Origin of the sequence: Coprococcus eutactus (assembly GCF_001404675.1) — a bacterium.
GTDB lineage: Bacteria > Bacillota > Clostridia > Lachnospirales > Lachnospiraceae > Coprococcus > Coprococcus aceti.
The window spans coordinates 25,787-44,777 of sequence record NZ_CYXU01000005.1 but is presented as its reverse complement, the minus strand read 5'-3'; the positions used below and the strand labels follow the sequence as shown (position 1 = coordinate 44,777).

General features: G+C 45.0%; 1 protein-coding gene. It reads right to left on the bottom strand.

All coding sequences use genetic code 11. From position 1 onward, the window contains the following. Nucleotides 1-12 precede the first annotated feature (12 nt). The gene (locus ARA78_RS10180; RefSeq protein WP_055280484.1) at nt 13-18,870 is read right to left on the bottom strand and encodes a fibronectin type III domain-containing protein; all 18,858 of its coding nucleotides are present in this window, start codon (nt 18,868-18,870) and stop codon (nt 13-15) included. Nucleotides 18,871-18,991 lie beyond the last annotated feature (121 nt).

Below are 18,991 nucleotides of genomic sequence, written 5' to 3'. Positions count from 1 at the left end.
AACTGTCAGTCACTATTTGACAACGATCTTCTTTACTGTTGAGTATGAACTCTTATATGTTGTCTTACCTGACTTGTTAAATGCACGCACCTTGAAGTAATATGTCTTGCCTTTCTTCAGGCCTTTCTTGGTGTATGAAGTAGTTCCTGCCTTTCTTATAGTTGCAACAGCCTTATACGTGCCACGCTTTGATGTTGACATGTATACGATGTAACCTGTTGCTCCCTTGGCTCTCTTCCATGCAATTTTCGCCTGCTTGACTCCGGCCTTCGCTGATACAACAGGTGTTGCAGGAAGTGTAAATCCTGATACATATGTTCCGGCATTCTCTACGATCGCCTTTCCATCCTTCTTGTATGCCACAACTCTGTACTTATACGTTGTTCCGGCACTGAGCTTTGAGCTTACAAATACGACCTTTGACTTGCTTGTGATGGTCTTGATCTTGACTGCTCTGTTGCCGCGGTATCTGTAAACTATGTATCCATCAGCGTTGTTTACCTTGCTCCATTTCATCGTTATCGATGCATTGCTTCTGGCACTGATCTTAAGATTCTTGACTGCCGATGGCGTTGTCATGATCCTTGCTGTAGCATCCTCACCAACGAGCTCCTTGCTGCCGACCTTCTTGTATGCAACTACCTTGAATGTGTAAGCTGTACTTCCAGTCAGACCGTTTACATTATAAGCTGTCTTTGATGTCGAACCAAGATATTTGTAATTGTCCTTTGCTACAAGTCTGTATACCTTGTAGCCTGTAGCTCCCTTAACTGTATTCCACTTGAGCGCTATCGACTTCTCTGCCCTGCTGCTGAATGAAATACCTGAAACCTTAGCTGGCTTTGTTGCTGCATTTATGACTGTCTTCTCGCTATACAGTGTCTTGCCTGACGACTTCACATATGCTGATACCGCGAACTTGTAATCAGTTCCCGCTGCCAGACCTGTGATATTGCTGCTTGTGCCCTTCACTGTTGCAACCTTCACATATGTCTTCTTACCTGTATCATATCTGTACACCTCATATCCCTGGGCATATGCACTGCTGCTCCATGATAGCTTCAGTGATGTTGTTGTCTCACCGCTTGCCGCAAGGTTCTTCACCTTTGCAGGAAGGATGTTGAATGTAACCTTCTTTGTTCCGTAGAAGTTGTTAAGTCCTGTGATCGTAACACTTGCAACACCCGGCTTCACGTTGTTGCTGTACTCAACCGTGTACTCCTTTGGATTTATCACTGTACTGCCGATCTTAACTGTAACCGCCGGCTTGATCGCTGATCCTGTGTAGGTCTTGTCTGCTATCGCTGATACGGTTGCCTTTGATATGTCAAATGCCTTGATCCTGAACTGCTTTGTAACGCTTCCCTTGTAGTCGCCCATGAACTTCACAGTGACTGAAGCCTTACTTGTTCTCGTCATGGTGATTCCGCTGTTGTTCTGGTATGTGATCGTGTAATCTCTGCCTTCCTTCAGCACATTTGTTCCCCATGTTATCGTGACATTATCAAACTTAAATGCTGTGCCCTTGTATATAACCTCGGACTCAATTCCGTTTATAACAGCCGTGTTGCTTATATCTGCCTTGCTTATCACAAAGCTCTTCTTTACAGAATCTGTGTAGTTGCCTGCACCTGTTATTGTTATGACTGCTGTTCCTACATGAACATTGTTCTCGTACTTCACAGTATAGTCCGTTCCCTGGCTGAGCTTCTGTCCATCCAGTTCAACTTCAATATCCTGTGTTATTGCATTACCTGTGAATACCTTTCCTGTAATACCCTTGATCTCAGCTCCAGCGATACTCTTCTTTGTAATTGCAAAGTATCTTGTCACTGAATCCTTGTAGTTGCCCTTACCGGTCACAACCACCTTTGCGCGTCCTGTCACATCTGTGTTCATATCGAAGCTGAGTATGTAGTCAACTCCCTCTGTCAGCTCCACATCACCATTCTTTACCTTTACAACAGGTATGAGCTGGTTTCCTGTGTACTCGATCGATGTACTGCACTCAACTGTACAGTTCTTGATACTTCTTGCTGTTATCTCAAATGTACCTGTTGTCTCTCCGGTGTAGTTGCCCTTTCCTGTTATGCTTACCTCTGCGGTTCCGACCTCAGTGTTGTTACTGTAAGCCACTGTGTAATCCGCTGCTGATAACACAACACCGTTGACTGTCACTGTAACGGCTGGAGTTACCGGCTTTCCTGTGTATTCCGTATCCTCTGCCACAACTACTGCATTATCGATTGATGCCGCTGTTATGGCAAATGTTGCTGTCACACTTCCTGTGTAATTAGACCGGCTTCCTGCTGTAGCTGTAACCGTTGCTGTTCCAACGTTTACATTTGAAGCATATCTCACTATGAAGCCCGCGATATCTTCATCGTCAAGCACAAATGCTCCGTCACTGCTGTTAATAGCTGTAACTGATGGAGTGAGTGCCTTTCCGGTGTATGTCATGCTGCTCTTTGAAAGCTCTGCTACATAACCTGTTACGTCTCTCTTGACGATCTCGAAAGTTGCCGTCTTAGAACTTACGTAGTCTCCATATCCTGTGATCGTCACTGTGGCAGTTCCAACATTATAGTTATTGATGTATGAAACCTTGTAATCAGTTCCCTGTACAAGCGTCTTGCCACCGTATGTAACATTTACCGCAGGTGTGATATTCTTCTTTGCAAACTCCTGATCAGGTATTGCACTGATCTTGGCTCCGCTTATATTTACAGGATCCTTTGTAATGGTAAATTCTCTCTCCACAGTTCCTGTGTAGCTTCTCTTACCTGTTACTGTTGCCTTTGCCGACTGTCCGCCTGCTGTAGGCTCAATATTATTGCTGTACTCGATCTCGTAGTCAACACCCTCTACAAGCACCAGATCTCCATATGTAATTGTGAGCTCCGGCTCTATCTTCTTGCCTGTGTAAATCTGACCCTCGATCTCGCTCACATGACAGTCTGCAAGATTTCTTCTTGTTATAGCAAAGTATCTGTTAACACTTCCTGTGTAGTTGCCAATACCTGTGATGGTAACACTTGCCTTGTCCGTCACGTTCTTATTTCCACTGTATGATACAGTGTAGTCTCTTCCTGCCACAAGTACATCGTCGCCGTATGTTACCTTAAGTCCGGCAAATGTTATTGCCTTTCCTGTGTAGGTTACGCTGTCTTTTATACCTGTTATATCTGCATCTGCAATATCTGCACCGCCAATAGCAAACAGCTTGCTGGCAGTTCCTGAATAATTGCCCTTTCCTGTTATCACCGCAACTGCTGCCGTTGTCACCTCGACATTGTTCTTGTAGCTTACGGTGTAATCCCTGCCTGCCACAAGCTCTCTCTGTCCGTCAACAACAGTGAGCTTTGGTGTAACCGCATTACCGGTATAATTCTGTCTGTCGATGTCCTTTATCTCTGCAAGAGATATGTCTCTAGCTGCGATATCGAATTTCTCAACCGCCGTTCCAGTGTAGTTGCCTATACCTGTGATGGTAACGCCTGCCTTATCTGTGTCTGTTGTGACATTCACATTGTCACTGTATGAAACTGTAAAGTCTCTGTCCTCCACAAGAGCTGTTCCGCCAAGTGAAACTGTAACTGCAGGTGTAAGTGGATCTCCTGTGTATCTTGCCGATGCCACCGTAATGTCTGCATCTGCAAGATTTCTGGCACTTATCTTAAATCTTGCTGTGGTGCTTCCACTGTAGTTACCCATACCTGTGATGGTGAGCACTGCACTGTCTGTCACGTTCACATTGTTGCTGTAGTCTGCTCTGTAGTCGCGTCCCTCAACAAGTGTCCTGCCTCCGAGTGTAACTGTGTGATCCGGAGTTACAGCTTCACCCGTATAAACTCCGTTTCCAACCTTTACTGAAGCATTGTCGACTGAAGCACCTACTATTGCAAATGTCTTGCTGACACTTCCTGTGAAGCCTTCACCCTCAAGTGCCTTTATAGTAACCTTACCTGTTCCAACATTTGTATTTGACGAGTAGCTGATCTCAAGGTTGTCAAAATCAGTAACTGTCACTGTCTTTCCAGCTCTCTTCACTGTAAATGAATTGATCACCGGTTTTACTGCTGTTCCTGTATACATATACTCGGATGCATCAAGAGCTATCTGTCCATCACTTATATCGACCGGATTGATGTTAAACTTAGCCGATAAAGATCCGGTATTTGAATTGATACCTCTAACTGTTACGGTTGCCACACCCTCATCGATGTTGTCCACATATACGAGTGCGTAATCCTCGCCGTATACAAGTGTCTTTCCACCAAATGTAACTGTCACATCCGGTGTGAGCGGCTGGCCGAAGTTGTAAAGCTGATCACTGATCTTGCTTATCACAGCCTTGGATATATCCACAAGATTCTTAGATATCGTGAAGTTCACTGTTATGCTTCCTGTGTAGTTACCAGATCCTGTGATCTTGATCTCAGCCTTCGAGCTGGCCGTTGTCTCATTTATGTTGTTGCTGTACTCTGTCTTGTAATCTGTTCCAGACACGAGAACCTGTGTTCCGTCTCTCACTGTGACCTCAGGTGTTACAGCCTTTCCTGTGTGTACCTGTCCGCCAATCGCATCGACTCTACACTTGCTTATGTCCTTAGCTGTGATCTTGAATGTTCTGCTCAGCTCTCCGCTGTAATTGCCGATACCTGTTATCACAACCTCCGCACTGTCTGTCACGTTTACATTGTTCTTATACTCTACTGTGTAATCCTCATCCTCGGACAGTTTCTTTCCGACCAGTGTCACAACGATCTCGCCAAATGTTATGGTCTTTCCTGTGTATTCTGTGCCGGCTGGTATACCTGATACCTCTGCGTCCTCAAGAGTGAGACTCTTTATACTGAAGTTCTTCTCTACAGTTCCCTTGTAATTGCCCTTACCGGTTACGATAAGCTTGGCTGAATCTGAAACCTCTATGTTGTTCTCATATGTCACAGTGTAGTCCGTTCCTGCAACAAGCTGTACTCCATCGAGTGTCACCTTTGCATCCGGTCTGATCTCACTGCCGCTGTACATCTGATCCAGTATATCATTGATCTTCGCCTCATTGATCGCCTTTGGCTCAATGTCGAATGTAGCAGTCACAGTGCCCTTATAGTTTCCTGTTCCCTTGACGGTCACAGTCGCCTTTGACTTTGCTGTCGTAGCGTTCACATTGTTGCTGTAAGAAACAACATAATCAATGTCTGCATTTAATATCTCATCATCGAGAGTTACTGTCACAGCCGGTGTAAGTGGCTTTCCAGTGTAAACTGATGACTGGACATTCACATCTGCCTTGCTCAGATCCTTTGCAGTTATCGCAAAGTATGCGACAACTGTTCCCTTGTAGTTTCCTGTACCGGTCACTGTGAGGATGGCTGCTGTTCCAACATTTACATTGTTGCTGAACACCACATTGAAATCTGTTCCCGCAGTGAGTTTCTTGCCATCAAGTGTCACTGTATATGCAGGCTTTACTGCACTTCCTGTGTACACATGGTCTTCCACATCAACTACAGCCTGTGCGATATCCACCTCTGTGATCTCAAACTTCTTTGTCACAGATCCTGTAAATCCGCTTCCCTGTGCTGCCTTTATAACCGCACCAGCAGTTCCGACATTTGTATTGTCCGTGTATGTCACATCAAATGCTGTCATAGATGTCACTGCCGTCGCCTTGCCATCCCTGCTTACTGTTATCATCTTAACTGCAGGTCTGATCTCTGATCCCGTGTACTCAAATGAGTCATTCTCAAGTACAACCTCAGCAGTTGTTATATCTACTGGCTTTATGGCAAATGTTGTGCTCACCGAGCCTGTGTTCTTGTTGATACCATTTGCCTGTATCGTCGCCGTACCTTCATTGATATTGTCGATGTATACAAGCTCGTAGTCCACATCCTGTGTCAATGTCTTGCCGCCATATGTAAGTGTAACCTCTGGTCTTATGGCATTTCCAAAGTTGTAATACTGGTCATCGACCTTGCTCATTACAGCCTTTGATATATCCACAACCTCCTGTGTGATGGTGAATACCGCACTGTTGCTGCCTCTGTAGTTGCCCTTACCTGTTATGGTGACCTCAGCACTGTCTGTCACATCTGTGTTGTTGCTGTAAGTAATGTCATAATCCTTTCCGGTCTCCAGTATCCTTGCGCCATCTCTGACTGTGATCTCAGGCTCAACCGCCTTACCTGTGTATATCTGTCCGCCAATCGGATCAATGCTGCATCTGCCGATATTCTTAGCTGTTATGGCAAATGCTGTTCTAACCTGTCCGCCGTAGTTTCCTGTGCCCTTTATGATCACATATGCAGGATTCTTCTCATCTGTAACGTTCAGGTTGTTCTCGTAGCTTACTGTGTAGTCCGTACCGTTCACAAGTGTCCTGCCGTTTACTACAACTGCTATATCTGCAAATTCAATGGCATCTCCTGTAAATACTACCGCATCCTGGATTCCACTTATCTCTGCATTGTCTATGCTGTATGCCTTTATAGCAAATGTTCTGGTCACTGATCCCTTGTAGCTTCCTCTACCTGAGATAATAGCGCTGGCCTTGTCTGTAACCGAATCGTTGTTCTCGTATGCCACTGTGTAATCAGTGCCCTCTGAGAGAACATTGTTGCCATTTACAATTCTCAGTTCAGGTTTTACTGCCTGACCGCCGTATGTCTGATCTGGTATCTCCGGTATGTCAAGCTTTGATATATCCATAGGAGTTATAGAGAACTCTCCTTGGACTGTTCCTGTGTAGTTGCCTGTTCCTGTCACTGTCACAACAGCCTTTGCTGTGTCAGATGTGACATTCACATTGTCGCTGTAGCTGAGCTTATAGTCAGTTCCCTGAACAAGAGTCTTTCCATCAAGGACTACACTGACTGTTGTCGTAACTGCGCTTCCTGTGTATTCAGCATCATCGGCCTTTACCTCAGCCTGTGATATCCTCTTAGGAGTTATGCTGAACTTCTGTGAGAGCTTTCCGGTGTAATTTCCGGTTCCCTCTATAGTAACCAGTGCATTGTCAGTAACATTCACATTGCCTGAAACTGTTACCTTGTAGTCAACGCCCTCTGCAAGAGTCTTTCCTCCAAGAACTACTCTGCATACAGGAGTGATCGCGCTTCCCGTATATACTGCACTGTCAACGCTGACCTCTGCCTGCTCTATTGAAGCTGCAACGATCCTGAAGGATGTGCTTGTGCTTCCTGTATAGCTCTGGCCTTCGCCTGCGGCGATCTTAACTGTAGCCGTACCGACATTTACATTGTCTGTACATGTGATCTCAAATCCTGCGAGATCTGTGAGTACCTTCTTAACTCCATTTCTTGTGACTGTTATCGATTCTACATCTGCTGTTACCGCATCTCCTGTGAAACCATATGGATCCTTCACAAGTGCGATCTCTGCAGTTGTTATATCTATAGGAAGGATCTTGAATGTCTTACTTACCTCGCCCTTATTCTGGTCGATTCCCTTCACTGTAGCTGTAGCCGTACCGGCCTCAATGTTATCAGTGTAGGTTACGCTGTAATCAACATTCTCTGTAAGCTTTCTTCCTCCAAGATTTACACTGAGTGCAGGTGTGAGCTCCTCACCGAAGTTGTAATACTGATCTGCGATATCACTTATCACCGCATTTGAAATGTCGAGCACTTCCTTTGCGATGGTGAACTCTGCTGTAAGCTGTCCGGTGTAGTTGCCCTTACCTTCTATAACTGCCTTGGCATTCTTGCCCACCTCGATATTGTCACTGTAAGATACCGTGTAGTCTCTTCCATTTTCGAGTACTTTTAATCCATCTCTTACTGTAACCTCAGGGGTGATCTCCCTGCCTGTATATGTCTGTCCTCCGATGGCATCGACCTTGCACTTCTCAAGACTTCTTGGGGTTATGCTGAAGGCTGTTCTTATCTGTCCACCGTAGTTGTCGTTACCCTTTATGATAACATATGCCATGCTGTCCTCAGTGGTTGCATTGACATTGTTCTCATAACTTACTGTGTAATCTGTTCCATATACAAGTGTCTTTCCATTCATCACAACTGTTATGTCCTTAAAGGTTATGCTGTCACCTGTATATTCTGCGCTCTCAGGTATTCCTGTCACAACCGCCGGTGCTATGCTTGCTCCGCATATCTCAAACAGCTTTGTAACGGTTCCCTGATAGTTACCCTTACCTTTGACTACTGCTCTCGCCTCTGTAGTCTTGTCTGTATTGTTGCTGTATGTTACATCGTAATCTCTTCCCGCAACAAGAACTGTGTCTCCGTTTCTTACGACCACCACTGGCTCTATCGCCTCGCCGGTGTATTCCTGAGCATCAATGCTGTCAACATCGGCTGCTGTAAGAGTCTTTGCCGTGATGTCAAAGTAAACTGTGAGCTTTCCTGTGTAGTTGCCCATGGCCTTGATGATCGCTGATGCCTTCTTCTCAGCCGTTGTGACATCTATGTTGTCTGCGTATGTAACTGTGTAGTCCTCACCCTTGGTCAGAGTCTTGCCTCCAACCTCAAGAACTACATCAGGTGTCAGCGCAGATCCTATATATACCTGAGCCGGTATGCTGCACTTTCCGCCGTCTATGCTCTTTGCACTGATCTCAAATGTCTGGCTCAGTACGCCCTCATAATTACCGCATCCGGTGATCTTTAACAGAGCGTCCTCTCCTGCCTCTACATTGTTTTCAGCCGATACCGTGTAATCCACGCCTGCTGTCAGCACCTTATCTCCCAGAGTTACCTTTACATCCGGTATAACCTCTGATCCGGTGTACTCAGCATCTGCCACGCTCACGACCGCACCGCTTATGCTCTTTCTTGTGATAGTAAATGTAGTTGATGCAGTTCCGGTGTAGTTCGTATCCTTTCCTGCACTTACAGTAACCTTTGCCGTTCCGGCATCTGTATTGTCACTGTATTCCACAGCGAATGAAGAGAGATCTGTGATACTCTCAGTCACACCACCATTAGGAACGCCAAGTCTTGTCACTGCAGGTGTAATCGCCTCACCTGTGTAGGTGAATGATGTTCCCCTGAGAACTACTGACGCCTTTGATATATCTGCCGGCTTTATGACAAATGTCTTTGTAACTGACTTGTTGTAATCACCTGTACCTATGATCTTTACAGTTGCAGTTCCCGCATCAATATTATCGGTATAAGTCACTGTATAGTCGGTGTTAAGTGTGAGTGCCTTTCCTCCAAAGCTTACCTTGACTTCAGGGGTTATGGCCTGTCCGAACGTATATGTCTGATCCGGAATAGCCTCTATCTCAGCCTTTGATATATCTGTAAATACTCTTCCTATAACGAATTCCTTCGTTACCTTTCCTGTGTAGTTGCCCTTTCCTGTGATTATAGCCTTAGCCTTTGTTGTCTCTGTAGTCTCATTTATATTCGACTCATATGTGACATCATAGTCAACGTCGCTCACAAGAAGAACATTACCATTTCTTATCGTTACTTCCGGCTCTATGGCCTTTCCTGTGTATACCTGGCTTTCAATCTCCTCGACATCACATTCCCTGAGATCCTTTGCCGTAATCACAAAGTGTACATCCTTGCTTCCGGTGTAATTGCCTGTACCTGTTACTGTAAAGTATGTACCATCCTCTGTTGTGACTGCCTTGTTGCCTGTGTATGTGATCCTGTAATCAATTCCCTCTGTGAGGATCTCGCTTCCATCGGCAACTATAATATCTGCAAATGTCACATCAGCACCTGTGTAAGCCACAGACTCACTGTATCCGCTGATGGCGACTCCTGTAAGTGACTTAGGTACTATCGCAAATGTTGTTCTGAGGGTTCCTACATAGTTGCCCTTTCCTGTGATAACCACCTGTGCAGGTGCATCCTTTGTCGTAACATCTGTGTTTCCTGTGTATTCAGCCTCATAGTCAACACCGGCTTTCAGTGTTGTTCCATCAGCCATGCTTACTGTCACTACCGGGGTGATAGGACTTCCGGTATATGTCTGATCACTGATCTTATACGCAACTGCACTTGAAATGTCTGCTGCAGCTATTCTAAAGGTCTTTGTGATAGTGTCTTTATAATTGCCGGTTCCCTTTACTATAACGTTTGCCGTGCCGACATTGACATTCTTCTCATAGGTAACTGTGTAATCCACACCATTTGTCAGAAGCTTGTCTCCAAGTGTTACTTCCACATCAGGAATGAGCTCCTTACCTGTGTAGATCTGATCTGCGACTTCCACATCGGCATCAGTGATCGTTCTCTCTGTTATAGCAAAATCTGCACTGACGGTTCCCTTATAATTGCCACTTCCTGTGATCTTTACAGTACCCTTGCCTACGTTTGTGTTACTGCTGTAGCTCAGAGTGTAATCCCTGCCCTCTGTCAGAACCACTGTACCAAGTGTTACCCTGACAGCCGGGGTAAGAGGTGTTCCCTGATATACCGCATCGTCTACCTCAACTGCTGCGCCTGACAGATCTGCCTCTGTTATGGCAAACTCACCTGTCACGCTGCCCTTGTAGTTGGTGTTGCTCTTTGCTGATACGCTGATGGACGCTGTTCCTACATTGACATTGCTGCCAAAGCTTATGTCAAAGCTGTCCATATCAGTTATCATCACATCTCCAAACTCTATGCCTGTAACCTCAGGCTTCTGGCTCTTTCCTGTGTACACAAAGCTTTCCTGATCTATAACCACACGGCCTGCTGATATGTCCGCAGGGTTGATGGCGAAGCTTACTCTCTTTGTCTTGGAGTAATACTTTGTTCCGGTTATGATCACATATGCTGTTCCAGCATTTATATTGTTCTCATATGTTAAGGTGTAATCTGTATTCTCTTTCAGTGTAATTCCGTTATACATAACAGTGACTGAAGGAGTTACAGCCTTGCCAAATGCATATGTCTGCGCCGGTATAGCCGACACTGTAGCGCCGTTTATATCCACAACGCTTCTTGTTATCGAGAAGTAGACTACAGCAGTTCCTGTATAGTTGCCAATACCGGTGATCTCTGCCTTCGCCTCATCCGTCTCGTCTATATTGTTGCTGTATGTAACTTCATAGTCTGTTCCGGCCTTCAGGGTGACGCTGCCATTCTTTATGGTGAGCACCGGCTCTATGGCCTTACCTGTCCATGTCTGTCCCTGGATCGGGCTGATTTCGCAGTTTGCTATATCTGCCTTTGTTATCTTGAAGGCTGCAGTCTTCTCACCGCTGTAATTGCCTGCTCCGATGAATCTGACAGTCGCTGTTCCGATCTCCTTATTATCAGTGTACTCAACAACGTAATCCTGATTCTCTACAAGTTTTGTATCTCCAAGTGTGAGCTCATATCCTGTGAGGACTATGCTCTCACCGGTATACTCTACACTCTCAGGTATTCCTGTTATGACTGCATCTGCAAAGTCTGCCTTTGTTATCTCAAACTCAGCCACACACTGACCTGTGTAATTTCCACGGCCTGTGATAGTTGCCTTTGCCTTTCTTGAGTCTGTTGTAACACTTACATTGTCGCTGTATGTGACGTCATAATCACTGCCATCTGTCAGAACTATCTCTCCGTTCTTGACTGTAACCTTTGGACTGTGGGCTGTTCCGTCGTATACAACAGACACTATAGGTGAGACCACGCACTTGCTTATATCCATTGCGGATATGGTGAATGTCTCTGATGCTGTTCCTGTGTAATTGTGCTTACCTGTTATCGTCACTGTGGCTGTACCCTTATCGGTATTTCCACTATAGTCAACATCATACTCGGTGTCTGCGATCTGCTTTCCACCTAATGTAACTGTTATCTCCGGTGTAAGCGGAGCTCCAGTATACACCTGATCTGCAACAGTTATCTTTGCTGCACTTATGGATCTTGCTGCGATCTTGAAGGTCGTCTTAACTGTTCCGGCATAGTTGCCCATACCCTTTACAGTAACCGTTGCTGTTCCGGCATCGGTATTGTCAGCATATCCCACTGTGTAATCTGTTCCCTCTATAAGCTTTGTCTGTCCCAGATATACTGTCACTGCCGGCTTGAGTGCAGCACCTGTGTATGTCTGATCGGCAACCGTGAGCTGGGCATCTGTGATGTCTGCCGCAGTGATCGCAAACTTGCCTGTAACTGTTCCCTTATAATTTGAACTGCTTCTGGCTGAGAGAGCTATCTCTCCACTGCCTACATTTATATTGTTGCTGTATGTCACGTCAAAATCTGTGCCAGGCTCTATGCTGCCGCCAGCCAGAGTGATTCCTGTCACTACAGGCTTGATCTCGCTTCCGGTATATCCGTAAGCATCCTTCTCAAGCTCAAGGACTCCTCCTGTCACATCGAGCTGTTCGATAGTAAATGATGTATCTATGACTCCATGATACTCTCCGGCTCCTGTCACGATTATGTATGCCTTTCCGGCATTCACATTGCTCTGATAGCTTACTGTATACGCATCCTCTGGAAGCACCTCTCCATCCAGTGTAACTGATATAGCCGGTGTGATCTGCTTGCCATAGTTATATACAAATGGTCCCTTGTCTGTTATAGAGATGACCGCAGGTGTTATATCTATAACTCTCTCTGCTATCATAAATGTCTTCTGTACAGATCCGGTGTAGTTGCCCTTTCCTGTGACAACCGCCTTTGCCGGCTTGTCTGCTGTTGACACCTCAATATTGTCGCTGTATACGACATCATAATCCGTGCCCTTCACAAGAGTTCTGCTGCCATCCTTGACTGTTATGTCAGGTGTAAGTGCCTTTCCTGTGTGGGTCTGTCCCGGAATATCGCTGACTGTACAATCCTCTATGCTCTTTGCTGTGATAGTGAATGTCCAGCTTGCTTTTCCTGTATAATTACCCTTTGCACTGAAGATGATATTCGCCTTGCTGCTGGCAGTAGATACATTCAGATTGTTGACATATTCAGTCTCGTAGTCCACACCATTTACAAGCTTAACACCGTCCACAGTGAGCACAGCCTGATCAAATGTAATAGCCTTTCCTGTGTATACGACTGAACTCTCCACGCCGTCTATCTCTGCATCTGTTATATTCTTCTGTCCAATTGTAAATTCTACACGTCTTGTTGTACTGCTGTCATAGTTACCCTTACCTCTGACTATAACTGCAGCCTTTGAATCTGTGGTCGATGCATTGACATTATTCTCATAGTCGACAGTGTAATCTGTTCCCTCTGTGAGAACCGCATCTCCATCCTTAACTGTTATATCCTGTGTTATCTCAAATCCGGTGTATGTCTTATCTGCCACACCTGCAACCGTAATGCCCTCAGCATTTATACTTCTCGCATTTATGACAAATGTGCCGTCAAGCTCTCCGGTATAGTTGCCCTTACCTTTGATCTTGAATTTACCGGTTCCTGCATTTGTAACTTCGCCTTCTACATACTCTACTGTATAATCCTGGCCCTCCACAAGTTTCTCGTCTCCAAGTACGACTGAGATCTTCGTGGTGAGCGGCTTACCTGTATAGCTCTGTGCCTGAGCACTTACCTTTGCTCCCGTGAGCGACTTCGCACCGATAGTAAAGAGAAGCTTTACCTCTCCTGTATAGTTACCTGTACCTGTCACCATCACGCTTGCCTTATCGGAACACTCCACATTGCTGTCGTAGCTGAGTGTATAGTCGACATCCTTCTTGAGAATGACATTTCCACTTCTGACAACCGGCTCAGGAGTTATCTCAGATCCGGTATAGCTGAACTCTGTCTGCTCAAGGCTTGCCCAGCTCTCCTCTATCTTCGCTGCAGTTATTGTCGCTGCGATATCAAAGCTTCCTGTAAAGTTACAGTCAGCCTTTGCAGTAACTGTTATTGTTCCTGTTCCAACATTTATCAGGTTCTTCTGTGTTACAGTGAAATCTGACATGTCCGTCACAGTGTACTTCTTGCCATCAACTGTGATGTCAAAGCTCTCAACTGTAAATGTCGTTCCAGCCGGTGTGTACACCGCTGAATAAGTCTTAGATGCCACTGCCTTTGCAATAGACAATGGAAGTATCTTGAATGTCTTCTCGACAGTTCCTGAATATCCCTGTACAGTGATACCTGTAACTGTCATTGTCGCAGTTCCGACATTCACATTGTTTGTATAAGTTACCGTATAGCAGTCAGCGTCAAGCTTCACGCCATCCACTGTGACTGTTGCAGCCGGCTCTATCTTATCTCCCATGTGGTATGTCTGATCTGCTATATCAGCAACATCCGCATCTGTTATCTTGACGATCTTCTTGGCAATATCAAATGTTGCCTTCACAGATCCCTTATAGTTGCCTGTTCCACTTATATCAGCAACAGCCTTTGACTCGGTTGTTGTGACATTGATATTGTTGCTGTATGCAACGGTATAATCCGTTCCCTTTACAAGAGTGTTTGCACCGTCAGTGACAGTCACTTCAGGCTCAACAGCCTTTCCTGTATAGATCTGTGCGCTGATCGGCTGAACTGTGCAATCTGCTATATCCTTCTGCTCGATCACGAACTGAACTATCTTCTCACCGGTGTAATTGCCCTTACCTGTGATAAGTATCTCTGCCTTGCTGTCAGTTGTGGAAGCATTTCTGTTATTTGTATATTTCACTGTGTAGTCAGCAGCAGTGAGCTTTCTGCCCGACACTGTAACTGCCAGTCCTGCAAATGTTATATCTGCGCCAGTGTATACCACACTGTCCTCAACGCCTGTTACAACTGCCTTGCTGACTGATGCAGGAACAATATTGAACTCGATCTTCTTTGTTCCGCTGTATACGCCCTTACCAGTTATGGTTATCGACGCCTTAGCTGAAGCCGTGCTGACATTCTCATTATTATCATATGAAGATACAACATAGTCCTCACCCTCAACAAGCTCGGTGCCATCGTAGCTGACTGTTATATCCGGTGTTATCGCTGAGCCTGTGTATGTCTGGTCAGCTATATCAGCCACATCGGCTCCGGCAATATCTATAGCCTTTATCTCGAAGCTTCCTGTAGCGGTTCCATCGAAATTGCCATCCTCCAGAGCTGTTACCGTGATCTTAGCTGTACCAACATTGATATTGTTGGCATACTCAACGCTATAACTTCCTGAAGGCACTGCCATTCCGTCCTTGCATGTAACTGTCACCGCAGGAGTCTGTGCCTTACCTGTGTATGTCACACTTGAAGCTGAAACTGTTGCACCTGTAATACTCTTCTTGTATATTACAAATTTCTGTGTGAGCTCTCCTGTATAGCTGCTGTCCGCCTTTGGAGTGATGGTCACACTTCCATTTCCAACATTTGTATTCTCACCGTATGTGACATTGAAATCATCAAATGATGTTATTCTGTTGACGGTTCCAACCTTCACAGCCACAAGTGATGGCTTGATAGCAGTACCGCTATATTCAAATGTGTCGCCTGATATGATCAGTGTATCACCTGATATGTCATACTTGGCGATCTTGAACGTGTATTCCTTTGTTCCCTTGTACTTGCCCACACCTGTTATGACAAGTGTTGCGGTACCGACCTCATAGTTGTCCTTGAAGGTATATGTATAATCACCGTTTGATCCGGCTGTCATCTCCTCGCCGTCATAGCTCAGAGTAAAGCTTGGTCTGACCGCCATGCCAAAGTTGTATGACTGATCCTCAAGTCCCGTCAAAGTGATCTTGTCACTTGTGCTTATGTCTATAAATTCCTTAGTAATATTGAAGTATTTGATGATCTGACCTGTGTAATGATCACCACAGCCTGTTATGGTCACTGACGCTTTTCCGGCATCCGTGTTGTCTGCATACTCTACTGTGTAATCCTCATTCTCAACAAGCTTGATCTCACCGTTGTATATATTGATCTCAGGTGTTATAGCTGAGCCTGTCCACAACTGATCCGCTATAGCATCCATCTGACAGTTATACACAGCTCTCTTCTCTATCTCGAAACGTATAACCTTCTGTCCTGTGTAATTTCCTATACCGGTTACAGTGATCGAAGCCTTCTCTCCTGAACCTGTTACCTCTATATTATTCGCATACTCAACAGTATAGTCCTTGTCTCTCTCCAGCTTGATAATTTCACCATTAACGTATCTGGTTACATTTATCACCGGTTCGATGGCCATACCTGTGTACATCTGTGACTGGTCGGCCTGGGTTATTCCCATTCCGCTTGAAGATGAAATGATTGAAACAGGTGTTATCTTGAAATACTTGACGATCTCGCCTGTATAATTATCATTTGCAGCCTTTATTACGACCTTGGCATCATCTGTCACATCCGTGTTATTGCTGTACTCTACCGTATAGTCTACATCCTGCTCCAGCTCAACACTGCCATTCTTGATGGTGACTGCCGGCTCTAATGCCTCTCCTGTGTACTGGCTGTCGGATATATCTTTGACATCGCAGTCCTCAAGAGGCTTAGGTAAAATGTTGAACTCAAGAACCTTAGTTCCGCTGTATGAGCCCATTCCTTCTATAGTAATAGTAGAAGTTCCTACCTTGTCATTGTTCTTTCTGTCGGTGACTGTGAAGTCTGTTCCCTCCTTCAGAACATAACTGCCATTCTTAATGGTAAGCTCCGGCTTCACCTCGCCGCCGTTATAATACTGGTCAGGTATATCCTCATATGTGAGTTTGCCCATATCACCTGACGGAGCAACTATAGTGATCTGGAATGACTTTGAACCGGAATAATATACCGATGCTGACATGGCAATGACTGTCCATGTTCCGGTCTCCTTGTAGCTGAACGGGAAGGTGTAGTTAACTCCCTCAACCAATGTCATTCCGTTGTATGTAATTGTTATATCCGGCTTTATGTTCTCTCCGGTATATTCATAACTGGACTTATTCACAGTCAGCTTTACATCGGCATCTGAGAATGACTTTGCAAGTATGTTAAATGATTTGTACACAGTACCCGCATAGTCTCCCATACCTGTAAATGTAACCTTACCATTGTTGGTTCCCGGCACGATATTCTCGCCGTAAGCAACAGAGTAATCGGTTCCCTCCACAAGTGTCTTGCCGTCGTATGTCAATGTCACATCCGGCTTCAACTGTGCTCCGGTATATTTCATCGATGATATCGTAGAAAATTCCACATCATTCATGCTGATCTTAGATGTCTTTATCGCAAATGTACCTACACATGTTCCCTGGAAATTGCCGAGACCCTTGATCATGACTCTGGCTGAATTTCCGATCTCCACGTTGTTCTCATAACCTGATATCTCGTAGTCAACGCCCTCCACAAGATCCGTATTGCTGAATGTGACCTTTGACAGGGTTGTGGTCACCTCAGAACCTGTGTACTCGGCGTCATCGGCAGTTATTACAGCTTTGGATATATCCGCTGCAACAATCTGGAACTCACATGGAACAGTTCCAGTGTAATTTCCAATACCTACTATATTAAACTTATGTGTTCCTACATTGTAATCCTTGGCATTCCAATACTCACTGAAGTCATATGAGAAATCCTGGGATAACTTAAGTGTAGTTCCAAGTTCCTTATCCTTGACAGAAATATTCTGTGGAGAAACCTGTATCGTTATGTTGTTTGCGGTGTTGAACACTGCATCATCAAATGTTACGGAGAGATTTTCCGTGCTCCTAGGCTTGATGGTGAAGTTCACCGTCTTTGAACCCACATATGAACCAAGTCCTGATATAGTCAGTGATGGCTTAGATGTGGATGTGGATGCATTTGTATTGTTGGTGTAGTATGACACCTTATAATCCTTGCCCTCGACAAGTGTCGTGCCCTTATACTTAACCACCGGACTTGGAGTCTTGGCAGTTCCGTCATATACAAGGTCGTCATCCACCGTAACGTCAGCGTCTGCTATGCTGTATACCTCAGTTCCCTGATCCACGATCTGGAAAGTCTTGGTTACAGTTCCCTTGAATCTGGTAGGTGCTCCTGTTATTGTGACAGTCGCCGTTCCAACATCTGTATTGTTGGTATACTCAACCTTGTACTCATAGTCATTTGTACCCCACTCGTCTATGCTGTGCAGATACTTGTTGTTGGTCTTGTCCAGTATCTTAACAGCCGGCTTTATAGGTTTTCCTGTATATACAAATGTATCACCCTCCAGTGATATCTCCTGATCACTGAGGTTTGCAGCGCTGATTCCGTAGTATATGTAATACTCTCCGTCGCTACCGATCTTATAATTGCTGTTCTTTGCAGCGGACACTACAACTCTAGGGCCGTCCCCAAGAGGATCCTCCACTACCTCTGACTCCTCGTCGTTGTTATAATAATCGACAACATAGTCAGTTCCTTCTGTAAGGAAATATCCTGATGATGTATTCGCTGTCTTTACATATATCTGCGGCCATACACCACCAGCCTGATATGTGTAAATTTTATTTTTGCAATTTTTATGCTGGTTCGCTTTCTCTTTTCCATCTATATAGAAAAGTGCAGTCGAAGTTATACTCTTTGCCTTTATAGTAAAGGTACATGTAAGAGTACCGCTACAGTTCATGTCTGCATTACCTCTGACTGTAACTGTTGCCGTACCAACATTAACATTGTTACTGTATTCTACAGTATAATAATCTGACGACAGCTTCGTGTCGTTGGTCGTATCTCCAATCTTCTTTACCACCAGCTCTGACGAAGTGAGCGTCCATGGTTTTCCCGAATACGTCTTACCGGATGTCACCGTTGTATAACAATAATATCCGTCCGCATTCAGATCTATAGCATCATCCGCCGCCAGCGTGGCAACAGAATCCCCCACATCACTCTGCTTCTCCGCATCACTGGCCGTCGCCACATTCTGTGACTGTGCCGCCAGCACCTGCGCAATCCCTCCGACCGCAATATCACTCTGGAACAATACGGACAATGCCATAATGAATGCCATGAGAAATGCGATCATTCGTCTGCCATAACTTCTTCTCATAAATTACTCCCTGCCTTTCTTGATATGTACATTTGCGGAATAACCAGTATAAGTGTCTGGAAACCCCATTTATATACAATTTTACCAAAAATCAATATGTTATTCAATGTGCTTTATGAAA